This window comes from Paenibacillus sp. FSL R7-0210 (assembly GCF_038009085.1).
GTDB classification, from domain to species: Bacteria; Bacillota; Bacilli; order Paenibacillales; family Paenibacillaceae; genus Paenibacillus_AQ; species Paenibacillus_AQ silagei.
The window spans coordinates 2,400,667-2,425,345 of sequence record NZ_JBBPAR010000001.1 but is presented as its reverse complement, the minus strand read 5'-3'; the positions used below and the strand labels follow the sequence as shown (position 1 = coordinate 2,425,345).

The following is a 24,679-nucleotide window of genomic DNA, read 5'->3' as shown; positions in this document are numbered from 1 at the left end:
TTTATCATATGGATGCGGGAAGATATTCTTATGAATAAAGGAGTTTGTAACTCTCCCTGCTGAGGCAGTGGAGAGTTTATTTATTTACGTCAGATTGGAGTTGTACATTATGCAAATGAACTTTTTCCATCAAGGGAATCAGCGGAGAACCTTCGGCTGGGCGGATATTCTCGTCATATCCTTGTTGTTATCCATCCTGTATGCCGCGGCAAAGTTAGGCTCGGGGATGCAGGTGCCTTTAGATCCAGAGGAACTGTCCTCGCTCAGTCTGGACCCTAAGTGGCTGCCTTATTATGCAGGGCGTTCCCTTTTGCGGATGTTTATCGCTTTTGGAGCATCCTTGATATTTACCTTCGTGTACGGCCGCATTGCGGCGTATAACCGGACAGCCGAGAAATTCATGATTCCCGCCATTGATATCCTACAATCCGTTCCGGTGCTTGGATTTCTTTCGGCCACTGTCCTGGCTTTTATGGCATTGTTTCCGGGGAGCCTGCTGGGAGTGGAAATGGCTTCAATCTTCGCTATTTTCACCAGTCAGGTCTGGAATATGACCCTTAGCTATTATCATTCCCTTAAGACGATCCCCCGCGATCTGAAGGAGGCTGCCGCAATGAATCAATTGGGCAGATGGCATCGTTTCACGAAGCTGGAAGTGCCATTCTCGATGATCGGCCTGGTCTGGAACAGCATGATGTCGTTTGGCGGAGGCTGGTTTTTCCTCGCAGCCAGTGAGTCGATCAGCGTGCTGAACCAGGATCTGCATCTGCCCGGCATCGGGACGTACATGGCCTTGGCCGCAGATGAAGGTAATATTAAGGCCTTGATCTATGCGATCCTGGCGATGGTGGTGCTGATTGTGATGGTGGACCAATTCTTCTGGCGTCCGATTATTGCCTGGAGCCAGAAATTCAAGAATGAACAGACTGAAGCAGGCGAAGCGCCAACCTCCTGGGTGTTAGAGCTTCTGAAGCGGGCCAGCTTTGTTCATGATCTTAACCGTAAGCTGCACGGCGGCGTTCATGACGGATTCTTGCGGCTCTCAGCCACAATCTTACATGTGAAATTGCCGCATGTCCCATCACGGGTCAAGACAATCTTCAAATGGCTAATCTTGCTTGTGGCCGCTGTACTTATGCTCCGATATTTGTATTCGGGGATTCTCGAGATTGCCCGCTTAAGCTGGAGCGAGCTGATTCATGTGGTATTCCTCGGCCTGCTGACCGGGTTACGCGTTGTTGTTTCGACACTTCTGGCTGTGATCTGGACGCTGCCCGTGGGTGTGTTCATTGGAACGAATCCTCGGCTATCACGAATTGTTCAGCCTGTTGTGCAGGTGTTGTCTTCTTTTCCGGCGAACATGGCATTTCCGATATTCACGATTCTGTACTTGAAGTTCGGGATATCGATGGAGATTGGGGCCATTCCGCTGATGATGCTGGGGACACAATGGTATGTATTATTTAATGTTATTGCCGGTGCGATGGCCATTCCTTCCGATCTTAAGGAAGCTGCGGTGACTTTGAAATTGACACGCTGGCAGACCTGGAAAAAACTAATTCTCCCCGCCGTCTTTCCATTTCTTGTAACCGGCTGTATTACGGCAAGCGGAGGCGCCTGGAACGCCAGTATTGTATCCGAAATTGTATCGTGGAAGGATCAGGATCTGCAGGCAGCCGGGTTAGGTACATTCATTGCGCAAGCCACCACGAACGGGAACTGGCCGGAGATCATCTGGGGCATTCTCGTCATGTGCCTGCTTGTTGTCATCGTGAACCGCCTGGTGTGGCGCAAGTTGTATGCATTAGCCGAAAACAAATATCACTTGGATTAGAGGTGTAGAACATGACCAAAGCATTGATTGAATTAAAGCAAATCACCAAACGTTATGATCAGCCGAAGCAGGCAAATGTGAGTATTCTGGAAGATATCAACCTTCAGATTAAAGAAGGTGAGTTAGTCTCGATCCTGGGACCTTCAGGCTCGGGGAAATCGACGCTTCTGCGCATCATCGCAGGTCTTGTGCCGCCTTCTCAAGGCTCGGTGCTCTATAATGGACAAGAGATTGCCGGTACGAATCCGGGCGTCGGGATGGTGTTCCAATCGTTTGCATTATTCCCTTGGCTTACGGTCCTTGAGAATGTGAAGCTGGGACTTGCGAACAAACCGCTGCGCGAAGCCGACAAAATGCGTAAAGCACTCGCTGTCATCGATATGGTTGGTCTGGACGGCTTTGAAGGGGCATACCCCAAAGAATTATCAGGAGGGATGCGCCAGCGTGTGGGCATCGGCCGGGCGCTCGTCATGGAGCCGGATATTCTTCTGATGGATGAACCGTTCTCGGCTCTTGACGTATTGACCGCAGAGAATCTGAAGCGCGACTTGCTGGAGCTGTGGACGGAGCGGCAAATCCCTACCAAATGCATTATTATGGTCACCCACAGTATAGAGGAAGCTGTCTATATGTCAGACCGGGCGATCGTCTTATCCAGAGATCCTGCCCGTGTGATCTCCGATATTCCCATTGCGCTGCCGCACTGGCGGGATAAGCAAGATCCGCAGTTCACATCGCTTGTGGACCAAATCTATTCCATACTGACCCAAAGGGAAGTGAAGCCTGCCGGTCCGGCCGAAGAAAAGCAAAATACCATCGAGAAAATACCACCGGTTCCGGCAGGCGCCCTCACAGGCTTCATTGAACTGATTGACGATCTGGGTCAACAAGTGGACTTGTACAAGCTGGCCGATCAATTAAGTCTGAAACTGGAAGATTTCCTGCCGATCGTCGAGGCGGTGGAAATGCTGCAATTTGCTACGGTTCTGCATGGAGATATCGAGTTGACAGAGCCAGGACGCCAGTTTGCCAATGCAAGTGTTCTCTTCCGGAAGGAAATTTTTAAAGACCAGGTGCTGGAGCATGTTCCCATCATGGAGAAAATCATCTGGATTCTGCAATCGAAATCAAATAATAAAATGGAAGGAGCCTTTTTCGTGGAGATTTTCGAAAAGCATTTTGAGGCAGAGGAAGCCGCACTTCAACTGGATATCCTGATCGACTGGGGCCGGTACGCGGAACTGATTGCCTACGACAAAAAAGCAAAGGTGTTGTATCTGGAAAATGATTCAGATTAACTTGGACATTCGCGCGGAGGAGGTTCCCGGTTTAAGAGAAGCCGTGGGCTGGTCAAGAAGAGACTCTGACTATCCTGCCCTGTTTCAGCGGTGCAATTTCTGGGCCGGAGCTAGAGATCCCGGAGGGAGACTCATCGCTTTTGGCTATGTTGCCGGAACGGGTCTGGAGCACGGGTATATGGAGGACATTATCATCCATCCAGATTATCAGAGGCGCGGAGTAGGACAGCAGCTTGTTAAGGAGCTTTTGAACGAGTCTATTCGACGCGGATTGACCATAGTAACCCTCACTTATAGCCGTGAGCATAAGGAATTCTATGAAAAGTGCGGATTCTCGTCTACAGCGGCCGGGATCTGGAAAGCGGAGGAAGGAAAGTAATTCATACAAGAACTGAGAAGCCAGCGAACTCTTATGGACGCTGGTTTTTTGGAGACCTTAAACCGACAGTAATTCTATAATATGTAAGGTAATTTACTATTATTAGGCAGGTTAATTCCATCATCCCGATCCGTTATGATTACATAAGCTGCGCCCTTTGAAGGAGGTTATGCGGACTTATGAATCCGACCCGGACATTGATTAAGGAGATATTGTCTAATAGTAAGAGAATCCTTGTTATGATCCTACTCTTCAATATTTTAGCCGCATTCGTCTCGACTGTTCAGCCCCTCCTGTTCAAAGACCTATTCGACGACATCCTGCCTGACAAGCAGATCGTTACGGCTGCATTCTATATGCTCCTGCTTATTCTGATTCCCGTAATTTACGCAGCTTTGAACAGCGTCACCTCTTATTATAATAATGAGCTGGGCAACCATTTATCCAAGAATCTGCGCCTGCGGCTGTTCTCTGACGTACTCCAGACCCGGCCAAGAAACGTGGACAGCATCGGCAAGGGGGAAATCATTAACCGGATCACCTTGCAGGTGGGGATGCTATGTGAAATTTTCGTGGTAGACACCCTGATGTCCTTGGTCTCGAATGCTATTCTGCTAATCGCTACCCTGTGGATCATGTTCTCGATGAGTACCGAGCTTACACTCGCAGCCATCCTCTCATTCCCTCTATGTATGTATGGCTTCAAGCGCTTCAGGAGCAGGACGGAGCGCCTGGATAAGCAGTATCATGGCATTTTGGATAAGGGCATCAACTATTTGAATGATTTCTTCACGAATCTGAAGGCGGTCCACAGGTGTAACGGACATCAGGCGGAGCAGAAACGCTGGAGGGAGTGGAATGACGAGGCGTGGAAGATATCCCGGCAGTCTAGGCTATTTCATCATGTGGTGTTGAACCTGGTCGCGGATACGGTCATTTCCATCATTACGGGCATCATTTACGGCTATAGTCTGTTCCTGATTCTGAGAGGCCGCATCTCACCAGGCACATTGCTGGCTTTCATTGTGATTCTTCCAAGACTGTATCAGATTTTCAAGTCGCTGTTTACGCTGAACATCGATAGGAGCCGCATGACGGTCATTATTAATAACCTGAATGACATCCTTGAACTGGAGAAAATTTCATCGGGAGCTACAGCTCCCGACTATCACAGTGTCCCCCTCCTGCAGCTGAGGAATGTCTCGTACCGGTACGCTCCGGCAGATTCTTTTGGGATCACGGACTTTACTCTGGACATTCAGCCCGGAGCCTTCGTGGGGATTGTTGGATTAAGCGGCTCAGGGAAATCTACGATATTCGAGCTAATCCACAGGTTCATTGAGCCGGATGAAGGGGAGATTTGCCTGGACGGCGTTCCGATCCAAGAACTGGACATTCATGAACTAAAACGATATGTCGGCTATTCCCCGCAAAAGGGAGTGTTATGGAACAAGTCCATTCTCGACAACATTATTTATCCATTGCAGAAGGAAGACATGAATGAAGAGACCTGGCGCAAATTCAGCACTGCTGTTGATCTTGCCCATGTGAATTCATTCGTACAAGCCATGCCTGAAGCGTATGATAAGCAGGTGGAGAACCATGGAGACAATCTCTCCGGCGGCGAGATCCAGCGGATTCTTTTAGCACGGGCTTTCATGAGTGAACCCCGGATTCTGATGCTGGATGAATACACCTCAGCTCTCGACGCCTTGACAGAGAGTGACTTGAACGATACCTTGTTGAGCCTGAAAGGGAAGCAGACGTTCCTGGTGATTGCACACCGGCTGTCCACCGTGAAGAATGCAGATGTCATCCTGGTCGTGGATAAGGGAAGAATTGTTGAGCAAGGCAGTCCAGCCGAATTACTGGTCCAACAGGGAATGTATTACAAGATGGTGGAGAAGCAGAAAATTTAGCGCTTCAGCAGAATAACACAGCTTGCACCGCCTCAATTATCACCTTTTGGTGACTATATCACAAAAAAGTGGGTACTGTTTTTCTTGTAACTTTTCCCCCATACTAGCGTTCATAGGAACTACAAACCATAAAAGGAGTGTATAATAGTATGGGTAGATTTGATGGGAAAGTAGCAGTTGTAACCGGAGGAACAAGCGGCATCGGGCTTGCGGCGGCAGAGCAGTTCGTACGAGATGGGGCTTACGTGTTTATCACAGGACGCAGACAACGTGAATTGGATGAAGCGGTACAGCAAATTGGTCAGAATGTTACAGGCGTTCAAGGTGACATCTCCAAGCTGGAAGATCTGGACACCTTATTCGATACCGTCAAGCGGGAAAAGGGACATTTGGACATTCTGTTTGCCAATGCCGGACTAGGGTAATTCCTGCCGTTAGGCGAAATTACGGAAGCCCACTACTACAAGACCTTTGATGTCAACGTGAAAGGAACTATTTTCACCGTTCAAAAGGCACTACCCTTGTTCCCTAACCAAAAAGGTTCCATTATCCTGACAGGCTCTACAGCCGGCTCAATGGGGGTACCCGCGTTCAGTATCTACGGCGCCTCTAAGGCAGCGATCAGACAGCTCGTCCGCAACTGGATTCTGGATATCAAAGGAACTGGAATTCGGATGAACGTCCTTAGTCCGGGTTCAGTCGTCACACCGGCGTACGATGAATTGTTCGGCTCCGAGCTTGACAATTACCTGGAACAGGCCAAAACAGATGTCCCGCTCGGCAGAGTAGGGCAGGTAGAAGAGATCGCAAATGCAGTCATGTTCCTGGCCTCTGAGGAGAGCAGTTATTTGAACGGCATTGAATTATTCGCAGACGGTGGAGTGGCTCAAATCTAAATCAGCTTAACGTTTGTGTATCAACTCAGGAGATGATGGATTGTTATGAAAATCTTTCACTGTGAACTGGAAGTTACACTAGAGGTCATCGGAGGGAAGTGGAAGGGGCTTGTGCTGTACTATTTAATCCAAGGACCGATGCGTACAGGGGAACTGAAGCGGCTTGTTCATAATATTTCGCAAAAGATGCTGATCCAAACGCTTCGGGAGCTGGAGACGGACGGATTAATCCGCAGAACCATGTACAATCAAGTACCGCCTAAGGTGGAATACTCAATGACAGAGCTGGGTCAATCCCTCGAACCCGTATTAAGACTGCTTTGTAACTGGGGAGGGAAGTATGCAGGACAATCCTACACTCCTGGCGAGATTAAGATTTTAAATTTGGAATAAGTATTGTTAATAAACTATAGTTCTAACTAGAGGAGCCTGCTGCCAGCAGGCTTCTTTTGCGTATATGCCGCTATACATCAGAGGAGGAGACATAATGACAGCAATAGACTACGCTAACCTATCCAAAGAAGGACAATGGGGTGACCAGGGGGACGTCTGGCGACGGCCGGAGACCCAAACTTCTCTGGAGTCACGGCTCTCCCACACTGAGGAACTTAAGTTTGGGAAATTTAGGATGCCAAATAAGCCGAGGCTTAGTATAATAAGTGCAGACGGATTCCAAGGAGGAGGTGGTTGTATGAGTGCAGGCGATATTAGCGACATTAGCGATATTACTCCGATTACCCAATTGAATATGAAAAGGAGAGGCTTTCATGAGCTACAACCCCGAAATCCCGAGAAGCCGGTATGACAACTATGGTGACCGTGAATGGACACGGCTTACGAAGGATGGTCCAGGCGAGCTTTTGTATCAGGTGCATCTGGACATTCTACAGCGCTATATCAAGCCTGGGGACCAAGTGTTGGAGATTGGTGCAGGTTCAGGCAGGTACACCAAAGATCTGGCTACCATGTGTTCTGAGTTGACCGTCGCTGATCTGTCCAGCCATCAGATTGAATTCAACAAGTCCAAAATGCAAGAGCTGTCCCTGGTGGACAGAATCAAGGCGTTCCATGTGCTAGATGTGCTGGATATGAGCGTGTTTGCAGATGCTTCTTTTGACTCAGTAGTATGTATTGGCGGTGTCATCAACTATCTCTTGGACAGAGAGGCGGATGGTATCCGGGAGCTGCTAAGAGTACTTAAGCCGGGCGGCCTCCTGATTGTCGGGTCGATGAGCTTCATCGGCGCTTCCATCTATTATCTCGAAGGCATCCGCTATGAGAAGGACCAGTTCGGGATCGATGCTACAAGATGGCTCATGAATACAGGGGTTCAGGACGAAGATCATTATCCAGTTCCCAGCAAGCATTACGTCCATATGATGAGAAGCTCTGAACTGGATGCTTTATTTGCACAGTTTCCGGTTAATATTCTGGAGAGAAGCTCTGCCGGACTATATACGCAAGCTGGAGATGCTGCCTTAGAGAACGCCCGGGCTGATCAGGAATTCTGGAAGCTGCTTGTCGAACAGGAGATCGCGTTCACCAAACTGCCGGGCACGCTGGATTGCGGCATGAATCTCATCTACGTGGTGCGTAAGCTATAAGGCTGCCGCTCAATAAGCATGACTTAATCAAAATCCCGTCTGCCACAAACAGGCGGGACTTTTTATATCCGAAGGAACGGGGGATCACGGAAATGGGAGTATGGACTAGCTCAATGAATGGAGCACCTTGGACAAAAGGTAAAATGGATCAAGCGGTGAAGGAGCTCAGACAGCGGGCGATTATTTCGTATGTCATCGATGTGGACAAGCTCCAGGATCTGCAGGAATTAGATCAGCATGTATTTGCCGAACGCCCGGATCTGGTCTTGTCAATTAGCCAAGCCGACAGGAAAGTGCGCTATTCCGAGGAATTGCTGCAGACCTTAGCGGAACTACAGCACATCACAGCTTTAGAGTTGAATCTGTTTCATAGTGTGGATCTGAGTGTGCTTGGCAAGTTGCAGCGACTGCAGTTTTTATCCATTTCGGCCAAAAAGCCGATAGACCTAAGCTTCCTCGCAAGCTTCAAGCAGCTGCAATATCTCTCGGTCCATGGGCAATTTCAGGACTTAACGCCGATAGGCGATGCCGCCAGCCTGGACACCTTAATCTTGCGCACTACGATTCATGAGCTGGAATTTGTCCGCCGGTTACCGAACCTGCTGTGCCTCTTCATTCACGACTCCATCTTGAAAGGATCACTGGATGCGCTTGCAGATTCTACCGTCCCCATGCTGAGTCTGGCAGCTATCCGCAACTTAACGGAGGTGGATGCCCTGGAGTCCATGAGCAATCTTACATACCTGAACTTATCCTTGCCGAAGCTTGAGGCTTTGTGTGACTTTTCGAATATGCCGGGGCTTATACAGCTTGAACTCGATCAGATGAAATCCCTGGAGGATATTGACCCTTTATGGACCGCAACGCAGCTTGAAATGTTACAGCTAAGAGAGATTTCAGCAGCCGTGACCGCAAAGGAGTTAGAGCCTTTGACCGCAATGAAGCATCTGAAGCAGATCGACTTCCAGTTCCTTGATCTCAAAAAAGGCAGGATCGCAGCCTTACGTGAGTCGTTTGCCCAGGCAGGCAAGAGCCACCTATTGTATGAGAATATCGCCGAAGCCCAGCGGATTAAGCCCATGTCGCTAGTGCATTTACGCAAGCATACGGGATTAGATCAATAAATTAGCGGATAGGAGTGATCACAATGATTGATTTAGCACAACTCCAGAAGAGAGTATATCAGAATAAGCTTGAGAAGGGGTTCAATGTCACAGATATTTATCAGGAATTCTGTCTGACCCACGGGGAACTGTCTGAAGCCTGCGAAGCCTACCGGAAGAAGAAAGATGACCTCGGTGAAGAATTAGCGGATGTTGCCATCTACCTGATTGGACTGTCGGAGATCCTGGGGATTAACCTCGAAGAAGAGATCATGAACAAGATCACTAAGAATGAAAGCAGAGTCTATGAGAATAGGGATGGAGTGCTTGTGAAGGCGGAGGAATAATCTGAAAATAAGGAGTACATCAATGAAATATTATAAGAAATTAACCGGAAAGAAGTGTTACTTAAGCACGGTAGCTACTGACGATGCGGAGGCTTGGACCCGCTGGTTCAATGATCTGGAGGTAACAGCGCCGCTTGGGAATGAAGCCTATCTACTAACGTCTCTGGACAAGGAGCGTGAGGGGATAGAGCATGTACTTAAGTCTGGAACGCATATGTTCAGCATTGTGGATCTGGAGAGCGACTTGGCCATTGGACGCTGCCTGCTGTTTGATGTCAATCTGGTTGACCGGAATGCCAAGGCAGGGATTTTTATCGGCGATAAGGAGTTTTGGGGAAAAGGCTTCGGCTCTGACGCCATGAGACTGCTGCTCGATTACGGATTCAATCTGCTGAATTTGAACAACATTATGCTGGGGACGTTCGCCTTTAATGAAAGAGCCATTCAATGCTATAAGAAGGTCGGATTCAAAGAGATTGGGAGAAGAAGACAGGCACGCATTATCGGAGGCGTGAAATATGATGCAATCCTGATGGATATGCTGGCCGAGGAATTCGAATCGGTATTCGTGAAGCCGATCATCGCAGGCTCGCCGGTCAGCCAATAGGTTAGCTGAAATGACAAAACACACCGCTAAGGCACCTGGCGGTGTGTTTTGCATTAGTGGTGAGCTTCGTGCATAAGTACCCCGATAGTATGGAAAAACTTCTATAGTGCAGATAAACAGCATGAATAGATTTCTCAGGAGGTTAGCGTGATGACAACTCAGGACCCGAAGGAGCTTTTGAAGCTGAAGCAGGAGCAGGACGAGGAGAAGAGACAGTTCACTAGCTTTGCCCGGGCTGTATCCGAAGATGGGGAAGTAGAAACAGGTCAGGAATTCAGTCATGACCGGGTGCCTGACGACCAGAACCGTATGAAATCGGTGGAGAACAGACAGAACTGAGCAGGACACTGACGGAAAAGTACAATGGATGGACCCCTCAGGAAGCCTTCCATGCTTTCCTGAGGGGTTTTTTGTTTATTATTGTATACATACACTACTCATGGAGGTTCATATATGGTTTTTATCATTTCAATTACCATCGTAGCGATTTTTGCCATATGGGGAGCAGTGGCGCCTGACCAGATGGCAAGTACCGCTAATGCCGCGTACACTTTCTCCATCCATAATTTCGGCTGGTTCTATTTGCTGGCGACTCTGTTCTTCTTGATCTTCACCTTCTATTTAGCCTTCAGCAGGTTCGGCAGTATCCGGCTGGGAGACGATGACGATGAACCGGAATATTCCACAGTCTCCTGGCTGTCGATGCTATTCAGCGCAGGAATGGGGATCGGGCTGGTCTACTGGGGAGTGGCTGAACCACTGTCCCATTATTTATCTCCGCCGGAGGGCGTAACAGGAGGGACGACAGAAGCAGCACGGATCTCCATGCGCTATTCTTTTTTTCATTGGGGACTGCACCCATGGGCCATCTATGCCGTCATCGGCTTGACACTTGCTTATTTCCAGTTCCGCAAAGGGTACAAAGGCTTGATCAGCTCCGCCTTTATCCCTCTACTCGGGGAACGGCTGGTGTCCGGCTGGCTGGGTAAAGCCATCGATATTTTGGCGGTGATTGCTACGATTTTTGGAGTAGCGACTTCGCTGGGTCTCGGGGCTCTGCAGATTAACGGAGGTCTGCATTATTTATTCGGACTTCCGAACACCGTAGCCGCTCAGATTGCAATTATTGCGGTTGTGACCGTGCTGTTCCTCATCTCCGCTACCAGCGGTCTGGACAAGGGTATCAAAATCCTCAGCAACACCAACCTGGTGATCGCCGTTCTTTTAATGCTGTTCGTATGGATAACGGGTCCGACCTCGTTTATCTTTGATACCTTTACAACCACATTAGGCAGTTATCTGCAAAACATCGTCAATATGAGCTTGAGGTTAACGCCTTTTTCCAAGGGAACTTGGGTAGGGGCGTGGACCTTATTCTATTGGGCCTGGTGGATTGCCTGGGCACCCTTTGTCGGAACATTCATTGCGAGGGTATCCAAAGGAAGAACAATCAAGGAATTTGTCATTTGTGTGCTGATTATACCGAGTCTGTTCGGTTTTATCTGGTTTTCGGTATTCGGGGGAACGGGCATGCAAATGGAGCTCTTCGATGGTGTCCAGCTGGCTGAAGCCGTTAAAGGAGACACGACCACCGCCCTTTTCGTCATGCTGGAGCAATTGCCCTTAGGCACCATAGTATCGTTAATAGCTACGATCCTGATTATGATCTTCTTCATTACATCAGCCGATTCGGCTACCTTTGTACTGGGCATGCTAACGTCAGACGGCAAGCTGAATCCCAGCGCAAGAGTCAAACTAACCTGGGGAATTCTGCAATCCTCCATCGCTGTTGTGCTGCTGATTAGCGGCGGCTTGGGCGGCCTTCAGACCGCTTCCATTGTAGCTGCGCTGCCTTTTGCCATTGTTCTGATCGGCATGTGCTTCTCCCTGCTTAAAGCGCTCAAGGAGGAGGATAAAGAGCGCCGTCAACGGGAAAAACGCCAACGCCAACAGCTGAAGCAGCTGCTGGAAGAGCAGGAGGCTATCCAAGCTAATGCGGATTCCATTTGACCCGATGTTATCCTTATAACTAAAATTATACAAAGGTGTGTGTTAAAGATCACAACGGATAATCTAAGGATAGAAGCTAACAGAATGGAGGTACTTCATAGAGGCAAGCTAACGCGCGTATCGTCAGAGGTGCCCGGCCCCCTGGATACTAGCTCTCACCGTCGCCTCGCTCACTGTCGTTTATTTTATCAGTGCATTTCCGCTTGTCTCAAGGTACTCATGCAGCAGATTTAGCCTGAAATAATATACAATGGCTGAACCCTCAGGAACGCGATCCTAGCGTCCTGAGGTTTTTTTCGTAAAGCCTCCATTCACAATTCAGATTAATATCTTATAAGAAATTCTAGAAATCACAGAAATTTATCCGGGCAGGGGGTGCTACTATACAACTATAAATAGAGACGAGGTGATGACATGCAAGCGAAATTGGCAGCGGACGCCATGCCCCTACCCCAAAAGCGGAACTCATGGATAAGAACGATAAAAAAGTATAAAGTGATGTACGCTCTCCTGTTCCCGGCGTTAGTTTATTTTGCCGTATTCAAATACATTCCTATGGCGGGAATCATTATTGCTTTTAAGAACTATAACCTGGCTTTGGGGCTATGGGACAGCCCGTGGGTGGGATTTAGAAATTTCACGGATTTTATGAACGGCGTTTATTTCTGGGACATCATGAGAAACACAATTATCATATCGCTGTATAAGCTGTTGTTCGGCTTCTCGGCTCCGGTCCTTCTGGCTTTGCTGCTGAATGAAGTGTATACCCAATGGTTTAAGAAAATCGTACAAACGATCACTTATTTGCCCCATTTTCTGTCATGGGTCATTGTGTATGGAATGATGGTGGCGTTATTGGCCCCGGGGGATGGGCTGTTCAACATGATTTTGAAGGAGGCTGGAGTTGAACCCATCTCATTCCTGACGGAACCTGCCTGGGGCCGGCTGCTGATTATCTTATCTGAAATATGGAAGGATATTGGCTGGGGCGCGATATTGTACCTTGCCGCATTAGCAGGAATCGATCCAAGCTTATATGAAGCGGCCAGAATGGATGGCGCCTCCAAATGGAGACAGCTTTGGCATGTAACCCTTCCCGGCATCCGGGGAGTTATGATTCTGATGCTGATCCTCAAATTAAGCCATATTCTGGATGCCGGTTTTGACCAGATATTCATGTTTGCCAACAGCTTCAATCAGGAGAAGATCGACATTATTGACACCTGGGTCTACCGTGAAGGGCTTGAGCGGCTGAAGATTGGCCTGGCTACGGCTGTGGGATTGTTTAAAGCGGTCATCGGATTTGGTTTAGTGCTCGCGGCGAATAAGCTGGCCAAAAAATTCGATGGGCAAATCTGGTGAGGGGGTGATCCAAATGATCAATTTGACAACCGGGGAAAAAGTCTGGCAAGCCGTCGTTTATTTTATTCTGATTTTGCTGTCCTTGATGTGCTTACTGCCCTTTCTCTATGTGGTTGCTGTTTCAGTGACCCCGGAATCAGAAGTGTTAAGAAGAGGAATTGTGATTATACCAGAGACCTTTACCTTTCTGGCCTACAAAGAAGTATTCATTTCTCACGGGATCGGGCAGGCGTATAAAATCACCTTGTTCCGGACGATTGCAGGCACTGCGCTGAATGTGTTTTTTACGGTAATCGCGGCTTATCCCTTATCCAAAAAATATTTGCCGGGACGAAGCCCATTCCTGCTATTCATTGTCTTCACTATGATGTTTGGGGGAGGATTAATTCCGACTTATTTATTAGTCCGCTCTCTGGGATTGCTGAACAGCCCATGGGTACTGATCATTCCACAGCTCATTAGTGCCTTTAATCTGGTCATCATCAAAGGGTTTTTCGAGCAATTGCCCGCAGAAATCGAGGAATCCGCGAGGGTGGACGGTGCAAGTGAGCTTCAGTCGTTATGGCGGATCATTTTACCCCTGTCACTGCCCGTCCTGTCCACAATTTCTTTGTTTTACGCAGTCGGGCATTGGAACAGTTACTTCGATGCGATTGTGTATATCAATGATTCGGGCCTAATGCCGCTTCAAGTGATCTTGCGCAACATCCTGCTTAACGTCGCCACACAAAGTGCAGATTCGCTTGCCAATTCCGGCACGGTTAGTACGTTCGCTGTGCAAATGGCTGCAGTTGTCGTGACTACGGTTCCGATTTTGATCGTCTACCCGTTTATGCAAAAGCATTTTACCAAAGGTGTGCTCTTGGGATCAGTTAAAGGTTAAAAGGCATTCCAACCTGAGTTGTTACGGGGAAACCGTGATAATATAGAAGCAAAGGAGAGGTCATTATGCAACGTAAAGCAATTACATTGGCTATGCTGACAGCAATAGTGGGTATGGGAACGGTATTGTCAGGATGTGGGGGACCCAAAGAGGAACCGCCGGCAGCATCGGGGAATTCAGAGGGCCAGCAAAGTCCCTTTGAAACCAAATTGAAAATTACGATGTTTAACCAGGGTACGTTCAATGCGGCTGCTCCGATTCCTCCACGTGAAGAAGATATTCAGCGCCAAATGCTGGAGGAAGCCGTAAACATTGACCTCGAAATGATGATTCCCCAATCCGGGCAAGCCACGACTAAATTAAATACGCTCATAGCTGGCGGAGATATTCCGGATTTGATCTTCTTGAAAAGCCGGGCGGATCTTGCTCAATATTATGATCAAGGCGTTCTTGCAGATCTGACGCCGTATCTTGATCAATTTCCTGAATTGCAGAAACGTTTCAGCAGCGACTCCTGGGAGGCGGTGACCTATCAGGGACAAACCATTGGTGTTCCGGGTTATGATAATGTAAACGGTATCAGCCGAAGCTACTTCATCCGCAAGGATTGGCTGACAAAGCTGAATATGGAGGTGCCAACAACACCTGACGAGCTGTTTGAAGTTATGAAAGCCTTTACAGAGAAGGACCCGGACGGTAACGGCAAGAACGATACGTACGGATTCATCGGCGGTATGAATAAAGAAGGTAATCTGCAAACCTACGGCTTCGATAGTCTGATGTGGATGTTCGGTGTCAATCCTCCCTCAGCCATTGATGTGAAGGACAATGAAGCGGTGTTCCTGTATACCGATCCCAAAATGAAGGAAGCGCTCGCTTATATCCATAAAATGATGGAAGCCAAAGTTGTAGATCCGGACTGGGTGACGATGAATACGCCCGATTTGCTCGACCAAAAGTTATTTAAGGGGAAAGTGGGCTTCATGATCAGAGACGCCCGCAGGCTGGAGCCGGATTATCAGCAGAAAATGAAAGAAATCAGCGGAGAGGTACCGGAATGGATCGTTATTCCTCCAATGACAGGTCCTTATGGTGATCAGATTGTAGAGAGAAAATCGTTCCAGGGCAATTCATGGGCCATATCCAAGAAAGCGGATAAGGAGAAAATCATCCGGATCTTGTCCATGCTGAATTATTTCTTCACGGACCAAGAAGCCTATCCGAATTTTGCCTACGGAATCAAAGGAATTCACTGGGATGTGGTGGACGGCAAGATCAAAAATAAAACCTCCGAATTATCGAAGGACATGAAAGAAAAGTACCTCTGGGTCGATCATTACAGAATGCCGCGCCGCGGGGATGATGCGGAGTACTTCAGCTTCCAGAATCCTAAGACGGCAGAAGCGTTTGAGAACAATCAGAAATACGTGGCGCCCACGTTGCCCGGGAACTTATTGACTGAAGACCCGAACGATTCATTGGCAGCTGACCGCCAGCGTTACATTAATGAGAGCCTGGTCAAATTTATGACTGGCAAGGAACCTCTTTCGAACTGGGACAATTTCCTTGATACATTGGAGACCAAGTTTGACATGCAGAGATATAGGGAGTCAGTAATCAAACAATTTAAGGAAGCAGGCTTAATCAAGTAAAAATTAAACGAAGAGAGCGGCTATCCTTAGCCCTCTCTTTATTGTCATATGCTATGATTTGTTCCATACCGATGCAGAAGGAAGATGATCGATGCGAAGAAGAATCAGCCTGCCCTTAAAATTATTTTTGATCGTCTTTGCCTTTGTATTAAGCTGCATCATCTTGATCAGCCAATTATCTTACCGCTATGTCCAGAAGGAAATAAGAACCACGGATGTGTATTACACCAACCAAATTCTTGACAAGATAGACCAGTATTTCACCGTTAATTTCTCCTCCTTCCAGACGATCCTGTTCTCGGTGGAATCATCGGTGAAAGCCAATATTGACAATACGGACGTAATTAAAAAGCAATTAAGAGAGCTGTATGAACTCAACAGCAGTTATGTCAGTAATATTTATCTGATCCAAAGCGATTTATCCATTCTAGGCGGAAGCACGGCTACCCGGATATTCGATGAACCTTTAGCTGAAAGAGAATCCTTGTTTGCTGCCGCTGACCAGAACAGAAGGACTACCTTTGTCAGCGACCCTTACAAATCTAAATATTCCGGCTGGACCGTTACCATGGTCCGGTATCTGAACGGTACTCCGTTTCCTATGGCTATTGCGGTAGATTTGGATCTCAATGCCATTGAAGAAACCTTGTTCAAGATTAATAGACAAGAACAAATGAATCTGGCTCTAATCACCGCATCGGGAAAAATCATTGCCGGATTTTCGGGAAATAAAGGCTCCCTGAATATTCAAGACCATACGTTTTCAATCGGTGAAACATCAGCGGAACAAATTCTGGATACCGCAGAAACAAGCCTTCAATTGCATACCAAGGAGGGAGCTCAGGTCTCCCTTCTGAAAAAACCGACGGAAAAGTTCAACTGGACCATTATCTCAATCAATGATGAATCACGCTTGAAAGCGGCTTTGTCCAGATTGGAAACCTATTATATCGAGCTTCTGGCTGCGGGCTTTCTCTTAAGCCTGTTCGTATCCTTTTTTATTGCCAAATATATAAGGACTCCGCTCTACGCACTCAAAACAAAAATGAAACGGGTGGAGCAGGGTCTCCTGACAACTACTATATCTATTAACCGAAACGATGAGTTTGGCGATCTCTCCCGGGCATTCGATCGTATGCTGCAGCAAATTGTGGAACTGATCCGGGGAGCAGAGCTTCATCATGACCTTGAACGCAAGCTGGAAATTCAAGTGCTGCAGTCGCAAATCAACCCTCATTTCCTGTATAACACGCTTGGTTCTATCAGCAATGTCATACGGCTCGGACAGATTGAGAAAGTAGATGTGGTGATCGAGTCTCTGATTTCAATCCTGGAATACGGGATCGCCGACGCTTCGGAGAAGGTCTCACTGCGCCAGGAGCTGCAAAATGTATCGGATTATATCGCGATCCAGAACATCCGTTATAACCGGAGCTTTCAATTGATTGAAGATATCGAAGCAGGATTAACAGACTTTCCGGTATTTAGAATGCTGCTGCAGCCGCTTGTGGAGAACAGTATCTTCCATGGTTATAACGGAGGGGGGATCGAAGGCCCTATTACTATTCATGCGTACAGAGAGGGCGGCAGGGTCATCATAGAAGTCGTTGATCAAGGCGAGGGTATTCCGGCTGATACCATACAGCATATTTTAACTTCAGAACCCAGTGATGTGGAAGTGAAAAGGAAAAGAATCGGATTAAACAATATTCATGACCGGATCAGACTTCACTACGGAGAACAATTCGGACTCCAAATCACGAGTATACCTAAGGAAATAACCCGTGTTCAGGCCGTATTCCCGGCAGGCTTGTTTAAAGGAGATGCATGATGGTGAGAGAATACACCTGCTTCATTGTTGATGATGAGGATCTGATCCTTCAGCGGCTGGAATTGTTTTTTCAAGAGCTCTCCCTTAGGGATAAGCGATTTCATTTGGTGGGCAAAGCGAATAATGGGCTGGAGGGGATAGAGGAGATCGTTAAGCTTAAGCCAGATATCGTGATCTCTGATATCGTGATGCCGCGAATGGACGGGATTTCCATGATAGAGCAGCTAAAGTCAACGCTCCCCCGTACCCAGTTCATTCTTTTGACCGCTTATTCCTCCTTTGAATACGCCCAGAGAGCGATTCAAGCCAACGTAATGGAGTACATTGTTAAGGTTCCGCTCAGGGAAGCGGATTTGAACCGGGCTTTAGATAAGGCAGCCGGGAATTTAAATGAGCTTAAGAAAAAAGAAGCGGAATTTCAATCGTTAAACGTATCCGTGCTTGAAAATAAATATAGAGTCCGCAAGCAGTTTTTTAACGAGCTGATCAGAGGGGAAATTCCTTCTCACCGGGCATCGGATTTTGCCAACCGCATGCAGTTTCATTTCTTCCAAGCCAGCTATTGCTGTTTTATTGTCGAAATGAACAGGTATGGAAGTTTCCGGAACGCTTATTCAGCGTCTGATCAAAGCATCCTGAGGTATGCGATTACGAATATCATCGAGGAAACAGTGATGAATGGGGGCAGTGGTGTAGCTGCGGATTTATCCGCTAACCGTTTTATTGGTTTCCTATCCTGGGAGAATAACCGCAGTGATCTGGAAACGGAATATGATTGCCAGGCATTAGGGGGGCAGATCGTCTCCCATTTGCACCAATACTTGAATGTAAGGGTATCTGTCGCTTTTGGAGGTCCGCACCGGGGCTGGGAATCGATCAAACAGGCTTACACGGAAGCACAAAAGGTGAGTGATGATTTCTATTATCATACGGAGAAAGCAGTAAAAACACCTATGCACCGCTTCCAATACCACAATGACAGAAAAGAAGAATTTCAGCAGAGGCTGGCTGAATTTCTTGACGGGCTGAAAAGAAAGGTCTCCAAGGATGAGCTGGAGCAGGCCTTTACTGATCTGAACCAGTTCGTTACGGAACATAAAATCCATAAGTCCATCATGGTGCCTATGCTGCGGGACTTGTACAGAGACATTACGGTGAAGTTTAAATCAGGAAACAAGCTGACCACGGAGGTAGCAGAGTTTCCCATCGAGTGTATGTCTTTCCGGGAGCAGCTTGCCTATATTGGCGACTTCACCTACGACTATGTACACGCCGGCCAGCTTTTACACCGCGCTGAAATCATGAGTGCTATACAGTTTATAGAGCGTAACCTGAAACAGCGGTTAACGCTCGAGGCGATTGCCGAGGAAGTGAATTTAGCTCCATCGTATTTTAGCAGCTTATTCAAAAAAACAATGAACGAGGGCGTGATCACTTACATCAACCGTAAAAAAATCCAATTAGCTCTCGAGCTGTTAAATGTTCGGGATTATTCAATATTGGAATTGTGCGAGGAAGTAGGGATTGTGAACGAAGGTTATTTTTGCAAATTATTTAAAGAATATACGGGGGATACACCCAAACAATACCGGATTAAAATCACCCGGTATGAATCGGGATAACCTTGCAACAATCGTATAATTTTTTCGTGAAATCATGTAAAAAAAAGCTCCCCAAAAAGCTTACCATGAGAAAAGGATCTAATCATGGAGGTTATCAAAATGGAGCTTATTAAAGCAGATGTAACCGTCGTAGGCGGAGGTATTGCCGGGATCTGCGCAGCCATTGCTGCCGCACGCCAAGGGCTGCAGGTCTCACTTATAAATGACCGGCCGGTCCTTGGGGGAAATGCGAGCAGCGAGGTCAGGGTTCATATCAACGGGTCGGCATATCTCGGAAACAGTCCATCCTATTATGCGCGCGAGGGCGGATTGGTGGAAGAGCTCAAGCTGAAGATTTTTCACTATAATCCGTTGTACAACAAGAAGCTTATGCTTTCGCTTTCGGATACGGTCTTGCTCGACATGGTCTATGGTGAGGCTAACATTGCTCTATTCCTGAATACATGTGTGCATGAAACGGGGATGGAGAACGGCAGAATTAAGTGGGTGGAGGGTCTTCAATTAGCTTCCGAAAGAAAATTCCGTTTCGAAAGCCGGACCTATATCGATTGTTCCGGAGATGGCATTGTCGGCTATCAGGCAGGGGCTCACTTCCGGCAGGGGAGAGAGGCGAAGCATGAATATAAGGAAGAATTGGCACCTGAAGTGGCGGACCATTACACCATGGGCGATACGATCCTGTTTCAGGCCCGTGACGTAGGGTATTCCGTTCCCTACCAAAGACCTGGCTTTGCGTATGATATTACGAAGCTGGCTTTTTTCGATAGTATCAGACAAGGCTTAAACCACCGGTCATTTCCAAGGAAAATCAACGGGCTTGGCGGATTGTGGTGGCTGGAATACGGCGGGCATCTGGATATTATCAAGAATAATGAAGAGATCGCCTTGGAACTGCGGAAACTGGTGTACGGAATTTGGGATTATATCAAAAATAGCGGCGAATTTGATGATGTAGCCAATCTCATCCTGGATTATGTATGCCCGATTCCGGGAAAGCGGGAGTCCAGGCGGTTTATTGGTGATCACATGCTGTCCCAGAACGATCTTACCACAAAGCCGCATTTCGAGGATGCTGTATCCGTCGGCGGATGGTATATGGACTTACATGCCAATAAGGGCATCTACGATGAGGGGCCGGCTACAGCCTGGAATTTCGTGCCCGGATTGTACAATATCCCTTTCCGCAGTTTATATTCACGAAATATTCCTAATCTTATGTTCGCCGGCCGCAATATAAGTGCTACCCATGTGGCCTTCGGATCAACCAGGGTAATGGCAACCTGCGGTTGTATGGGACAGGCGGTGGGAACGGCTGCTTCGTTATGCTTTAAATATGAGGCAGATCCTGCGGCTATAGCTGAGGATCATATGAGTGAGCTGCAGGCGCTGCTGCTCCGGGACGGACAAACGATTGTAGGGCTTCAGGAGGAATTGGACCCGTACTTCGCTGACGGATTAACGATTCGTGCTTCATCTCAGCGCAGCTACGACAATCTTCATCCAACCGAAGAGCTTTCCCTGGAGACAGGGTTATGTCTGGTCCTGCCGATTCAGACATCCGTAGCTGAAAGCGTACGGATCAAAATTAAAAACAGGTCCGGGCATCCGGAAACCCTGCAGGTGAAGCTGTTCGGCGGGGAACGGAAGGAAAATTATATTCCCGTCAGCGGGTTGAAAGACTACAGCTTGGCTGTTGCACCCGGTCATGACGACTGGATTACGCTGGACCTCGGCTGCCAGAAACCGGCTGACGACAAAATCTACATCGTACTGGAAGGTACGGCGGGCCTTGCCGTATACGGCAATGAAGAGAAAATGACCGGAGCGGTCAGCTTCTATTATAGACCGGAAGAGCCGTCCGGACTGAAGAAATTCAATAAGAGCATTTGCTTCAAGGAGCTGTTGCCGGCCCAGGATATGTATAATCCGGGGAATGTCGTCAACGGCTTCTCCAGACCTTATGGTCTGCCGAACAGCTGGATTTCTGAGCGTACGGAAGGACAGGAATGGCTGGAATTTGGTTTGGCCAGCCCCAAAAATGTGGACGAAATCCAGCTTGTTTTCAACCCGCAGCTGAATTTGGAGCATTTCGACGATCCGATTGAGTCTCTGATCCAAGATTATGAGTTGACCTTAACCTTAGAAGACGGAAGCGAGCGGACAATCATAACCCGCGGCAATTATCTCACCCTGAACAAACATAAGGTGGACGCGAAAGCGGTCACCCGAATCCGTTTTGATTTCTATGCGACGTATGGTTCGCCTTATTTTGAAGTGTTTGCTGTAAAATGCTTTGCTCCTAAAAACGATAAGTGAGGTCAGGTGAAGTCGAGATGAAGGATGTATTCCCTCGAAGAGGGCTCCCTAATGTCATTCAGAAGCTGGAAAATGGGGATACGGTCACCATCGTCTATTTCGGTGGCAGCAATACGCGTTCTGAAGGATACAGGGTTATGACGGCGGATTGGCTTCGTGGGCAATATCCCAAGGCGGATATCCGCGCGGTGAATGCAGGTATTAACGGGACAGGCTCGGATCTGGGCTGTGCCCGTGTGGAGACAGATGTACTGCGTCACCGGCCTGATCTGGTATTTGTTGAATTTGTCGGTAACGATGGCGGAGATCCCGAATCCAAGGCGCGGATCGAAGGGATTGTCCGTCAGATCCGCAAGCGGAGCCGGTTTACCGATATCCTGTTCGTGTATACGCTGAAGGAGCGGGATGTGGCCTTGTTCCAGTCCGGGGAATACCAGAAGGGCGCTCTAATGCAAGAGGAAGTGGCTGACTATTATGGGATTCCATCGATCCATCTGGGCGTAGCGGTCAGTCATCTGGTGTCGGAGGGACAACTCGTGTTCACCTCAAGAGAAGACGTATCCATTCCCGGCGCCGTTATTTTTACGCATGATTCGATCCATCCGACCATTCCCGAAGGACACCAGATTTACACGGATACGATCACCCGGTCCTTCGAGCTCATTAGAGAGCTTCAAGATCAGCCGGGAAGGTTCGTACATCACCTGCCTCAGAATCCGCTGGTCCCCGCTAATCCTTGGGAGTATGCGGCCATGCTGCCACTGGATAGTCTGACTACTTTTTCTACAGGATGGTCATATCTGACACCGGGTGATTCTGCTCTAGCTCGCGAGTACAGCTGGTTGTTTCCCGGCCTGTGGCGGGCAGCCGATCCTGGAGAGGCGGTCACGGTGCAGTTCGAGGGTACCCGTATCGGATTATTCGATATCGGAGGGCCTGATTCTGGCAGATTAAAGGTGTCGGTGGATGGAGGGGAACCCTATATTATCGATCGGTTCACCCATTACAACGATCATAATCGTAATCAGTATGTATTCCTGCCGGAGCTCCCGAACGGGCAACATACGGTTCGCTTCGAGCTCGATACCGGCAAGACAGACAAAGCGGCCGTGTTCGAGGCATCCGGCAATGAACGGAGCAGTGAGCATTTCCGGCAGCATCCGGATTGGTATGATCAAACGGTGATCCAGCTTGGGAAGCTGTTACTGGTGCAGCCTCCCTTATAATGGCTCATTCGACATTGTACAATGGATGAACCCTCAGGAACGCTATCCTAGCGTCCTGAGGGTTTTTAGCTTTTGATGCATTTCTTTTGTCCGTTCATATTCAGTTCATATTGACGTCACGGGGAATACACTTTCATTGGTTAAGCTTACATCTTAGCAAAAGAAGAAGTAGAAAGAGAGGGTGTCAAATGAGATTATTTGAGATACTTTTAGTTCTATCCTGTTTCGCGCTGCTCGCAGATCTATTGTTTATCAGAAGAGGGGCAAAGACAACAGGACTGGTTTTGGGGATAGGAAGCAGCGTTATATTAGTAGTTCAATTATTTGTAGAGGGATACAGATGGCAGTTGCTTTTGGTATATATGATGACGGCGTTACTCATACTCATCGTTATACTCAGGCATTTAGGCAAGATGGGAAATATAGGGAATATAAAAGCAGGGAAGCTGTTGAAATATAGTTCATCTTCCATCATCGTCATTCTGCTTGTTATATCTACCGGCTTGTCTGTATACTTGCCAGTCTTTCATTTGCCGAAGCTTGAAGGTCCGGAGAAAGTGGGTACTCAAACCTTTCATTTTACGGATCAGAACAGAGATGAAGTCTTAACTGCAGATCCAAGCGATAAGAGGGAACTAATGGTTCAAGTGTGGTACCCTACTGCAAATAGCAGTAACAAGAAGAGTGAAGCTCTTTTTCCAAAAGATAAAGAAATGTTCAAAAAGTATATCCAGACCTATTCTAATTCATTAAACCTACCAGACTTTGTATTCGATTACTGGAAGTATAGTAAAACCAACTCTTATGAAAATGTAGAAATATTGCCTTCTACAAGTCCTTATCCTGTGGTACTGCTATCTCACGGTATGGGAACCAGTCGGGTTCTCCATGCATCACAGGCCGAGAATCTCGCCAGTCACGGATATATCGTGGTCACTATCGATCATACGTATAGCACCTTTGCTACCATTTTTCCGGATGGCCGTGTAACGGACTATACCACCAAGACGACTACCGTAGAAGATCGCAGAAGAATCGGTAAGATATGGACGAAAGATGTGGAGTTTGTAATCGACGAAATTGAAAAGCTGAATTCAGGTGCAATCGAAAGTCAATTTAAAGGAAAAATTGATCTAGATCATCTGGGCGTAATGGGGCATTCCTTCGGTGGGGCAACAGCGTTTAACACAACTTATGTAGATCCTAGAATCAAGGCCGGGGTCAATATGGACGGGTCACTGATCGAAGTGGACAATAGAGATGATCTAAACAAGCCGTTTATGTTCATAAGATCCGGAGTTTTTAAAGACTGGTTGACAGATTTCAAGAAGGGGACCAATCCGGATAACGAAGTCACTAAACAACTTGAAGAAGAGCTGCACATTATTAAAAATGTGATCAATCAGGGAGGGCCTGCGATTTATATAGAGGGTACCCAGCACTTCAATTTCACGGACCTTCAATTCTATTCTGAACTGATTAAACTGACTGGAATCACAGGAGATATTAATGGTAAAAGAGGATCAGACGTCGTAAATCACTATGTCCTCGATTTCTTTAATAAGGAATTGAAAGGAGAAGGGGGACAACTATTGGAGGGGCCAAACGACAGTTATCCCGAGGTGAAATTTATAAAGCCGGAAGAGCTTTAAGACGAGGCCATTTCAATTAAGCATAGTGTGGAATCATATACGATTTTGATATAATTACAAACGATTTCGGGAGCAGCCCCTTTCTTTATTCTATTCTGAGAATAGAAATAAGAAGGGGGCTTTCTCCAATATATAACG

19 protein-coding genes and 1 pseudogene are annotated in these 24,679 nt (G+C 47.5%); all 20 read left to right on the top strand.

From position 1 onward, the window contains the following. The first annotated feature begins 109 nt into the window (after positions 1-109). Complete coding sequence (locus tag MKY64_RS10605) at positions 110-1,834, top strand: ABC transporter permease (RefSeq protein WP_340952796.1); 1,725 nt, start codon at positions 110-112, stop codon at positions 1,832-1,834. Between the two features lie 11 nt (positions 1,835-1,845). Next, the gene (locus MKY64_RS10600) at positions 1,846-3,132 is read left to right on the top strand and encodes an ABC transporter ATP-binding protein (RefSeq protein WP_340952794.1); all 1,287 of its coding nucleotides are present in this window, start codon (positions 1,846-1,848) and stop codon (positions 3,130-3,132) included. Next, entirely contained in the window at positions 3,119-3,511 is a 393-nt protein-coding gene (locus tag MKY64_RS10595) for a GNAT family N-acetyltransferase (protein ID WP_340952791.1), read from the top strand. The genes MKY64_RS10600 and MKY64_RS10595 overlap by 14 nt, the downstream gene beginning before the upstream one ends. 179 nt (positions 3,512-3,690) lie before the next feature. Then, positions 3,691-5,430, top strand: a complete 1,740-nt coding sequence (locus MKY64_RS10590) for an ABC transporter ATP-binding protein (protein ID WP_340952789.1) — start codon at positions 3,691-3,693, stop codon at positions 5,428-5,430. Positions 5,431-5,579: 149 nt separating this feature from the next. Next, positions 5,580-6,326 (top strand): annotated as a pseudogene (locus MKY64_RS10585) (SDR family NAD(P)-dependent oxidoreductase). 45 nt (positions 6,327-6,371) lie between these two features. Continuing rightward, positions 6,372-6,719 (top strand): winged helix-turn-helix transcriptional regulator, encoded by a 348-nt coding sequence (locus tag MKY64_RS10580; protein ID WP_340952787.1) that lies wholly within the window; start codon positions 6,372-6,374, stop codon positions 6,717-6,719. Positions 6,720-7,093: 374 nt separating this feature from the next. After that, complete coding sequence (locus MKY64_RS10575) at positions 7,094-7,930, top strand: class I SAM-dependent methyltransferase (protein WP_340952785.1); 837 nt, start codon at positions 7,094-7,096, stop codon at positions 7,928-7,930. Between the two features lie 92 nt (positions 7,931-8,022). Further along, positions 8,023-9,054, top strand: coding sequence for a hypothetical protein (locus MKY64_RS10570; protein ID WP_340952783.1), 1,032 nt, complete (start codon positions 8,023-8,025; stop codon positions 9,052-9,054). Positions 9,055-9,077: 23 nt separating this feature from the next. After that, positions 9,078-9,380 (top strand): MazG-like family protein, encoded by a 303-nt coding sequence (locus MKY64_RS10565; RefSeq protein ID WP_340952781.1) that lies wholly within the window; start codon positions 9,078-9,080, stop codon positions 9,378-9,380. Between the two features lie 22 nt (positions 9,381-9,402). Further along, on the top strand, positions 9,403-9,987 hold the full coding sequence (locus tag MKY64_RS10560; protein ID WP_339256977.1) for a GNAT family N-acetyltransferase: 585 nt from the start codon (positions 9,403-9,405) through the stop codon (positions 9,985-9,987). Between the two features lie 150 nt (positions 9,988-10,137). Further along, a complete protein-coding gene (locus MKY64_RS10555; RefSeq protein ID WP_340952779.1) occupies positions 10,138-10,326 on the top strand; it encodes a hypothetical protein in 189 nt (62 codons plus the stop codon). Between the two features lie 114 nt (positions 10,327-10,440). Beyond that, positions 10,441-11,997: a glycine betaine uptake BCCT transporter gene (locus tag MKY64_RS10550; RefSeq protein ID WP_340952778.1), complete on the top strand. Its 1,557-nt coding sequence runs from the start codon at positions 10,441-10,443 to the stop codon at positions 11,995-11,997. A 414-nt stretch (positions 11,998-12,411) separates the two neighbouring features. After that, complete coding sequence (locus MKY64_RS10545; protein ID WP_036726841.1) at positions 12,412-13,359, top strand: ABC transporter permease; 948 nt, start codon at positions 12,412-12,414, stop codon at positions 13,357-13,359. Positions 13,360-13,372: 13 nt separating this feature from the next. Then, positions 13,373-14,242, top strand: coding sequence for a carbohydrate ABC transporter permease (locus MKY64_RS10540; RefSeq protein WP_076075216.1), 870 nt, complete (start codon positions 13,373-13,375; stop codon positions 14,240-14,242). Between the two features lie 65 nt (positions 14,243-14,307). Then, positions 14,308-15,894: an extracellular solute-binding protein gene (locus MKY64_RS10535; RefSeq protein WP_340952776.1), complete on the top strand. Its 1,587-nt coding sequence runs from the start codon at positions 14,308-14,310 to the stop codon at positions 15,892-15,894. A gap of 91 nt (positions 15,895-15,985) precedes the next feature. Beyond that, a complete protein-coding gene (locus tag MKY64_RS10530; RefSeq protein WP_340952775.1) occupies positions 15,986-17,725 on the top strand; it encodes a sensor histidine kinase in 1,740 nt (579 codons plus the stop codon). Continuing rightward, the gene (locus MKY64_RS10525; RefSeq protein ID WP_340952772.1) at positions 17,722-19,347 is read left to right on the top strand and encodes a response regulator transcription factor; all 1,626 of its coding nucleotides are present in this window, start codon (positions 17,722-17,724) and stop codon (positions 19,345-19,347) included. Before MKY64_RS10530 ends, MKY64_RS10525 begins: the two co-directional genes overlap by 4 nt. Before the next feature lie 99 nt (positions 19,348-19,446). Next, positions 19,447-21,663, top strand: coding sequence for an FAD-dependent oxidoreductase (locus MKY64_RS10520; protein WP_340952770.1), 2,217 nt, complete (start codon positions 19,447-19,449; stop codon positions 21,661-21,663). A 17-nt stretch (positions 21,664-21,680) separates the two neighbouring features. Then, on the top strand, positions 21,681-22,889 hold the full coding sequence (locus tag MKY64_RS10515; RefSeq protein ID WP_340952769.1) for a GDSL-type esterase/lipase family protein: 1,209 nt from the start codon (positions 21,681-21,683) through the stop codon (positions 22,887-22,889). A gap of 188 nt (positions 22,890-23,077) precedes the next feature. Beyond that, on the top strand, positions 23,078-24,541 hold the full coding sequence (locus MKY64_RS10510; protein ID WP_340952768.1) for an alpha/beta hydrolase family protein: 1,464 nt from the start codon (positions 23,078-23,080) through the stop codon (positions 24,539-24,541). Positions 24,542-24,679: the final 138 nt, after the last annotated feature.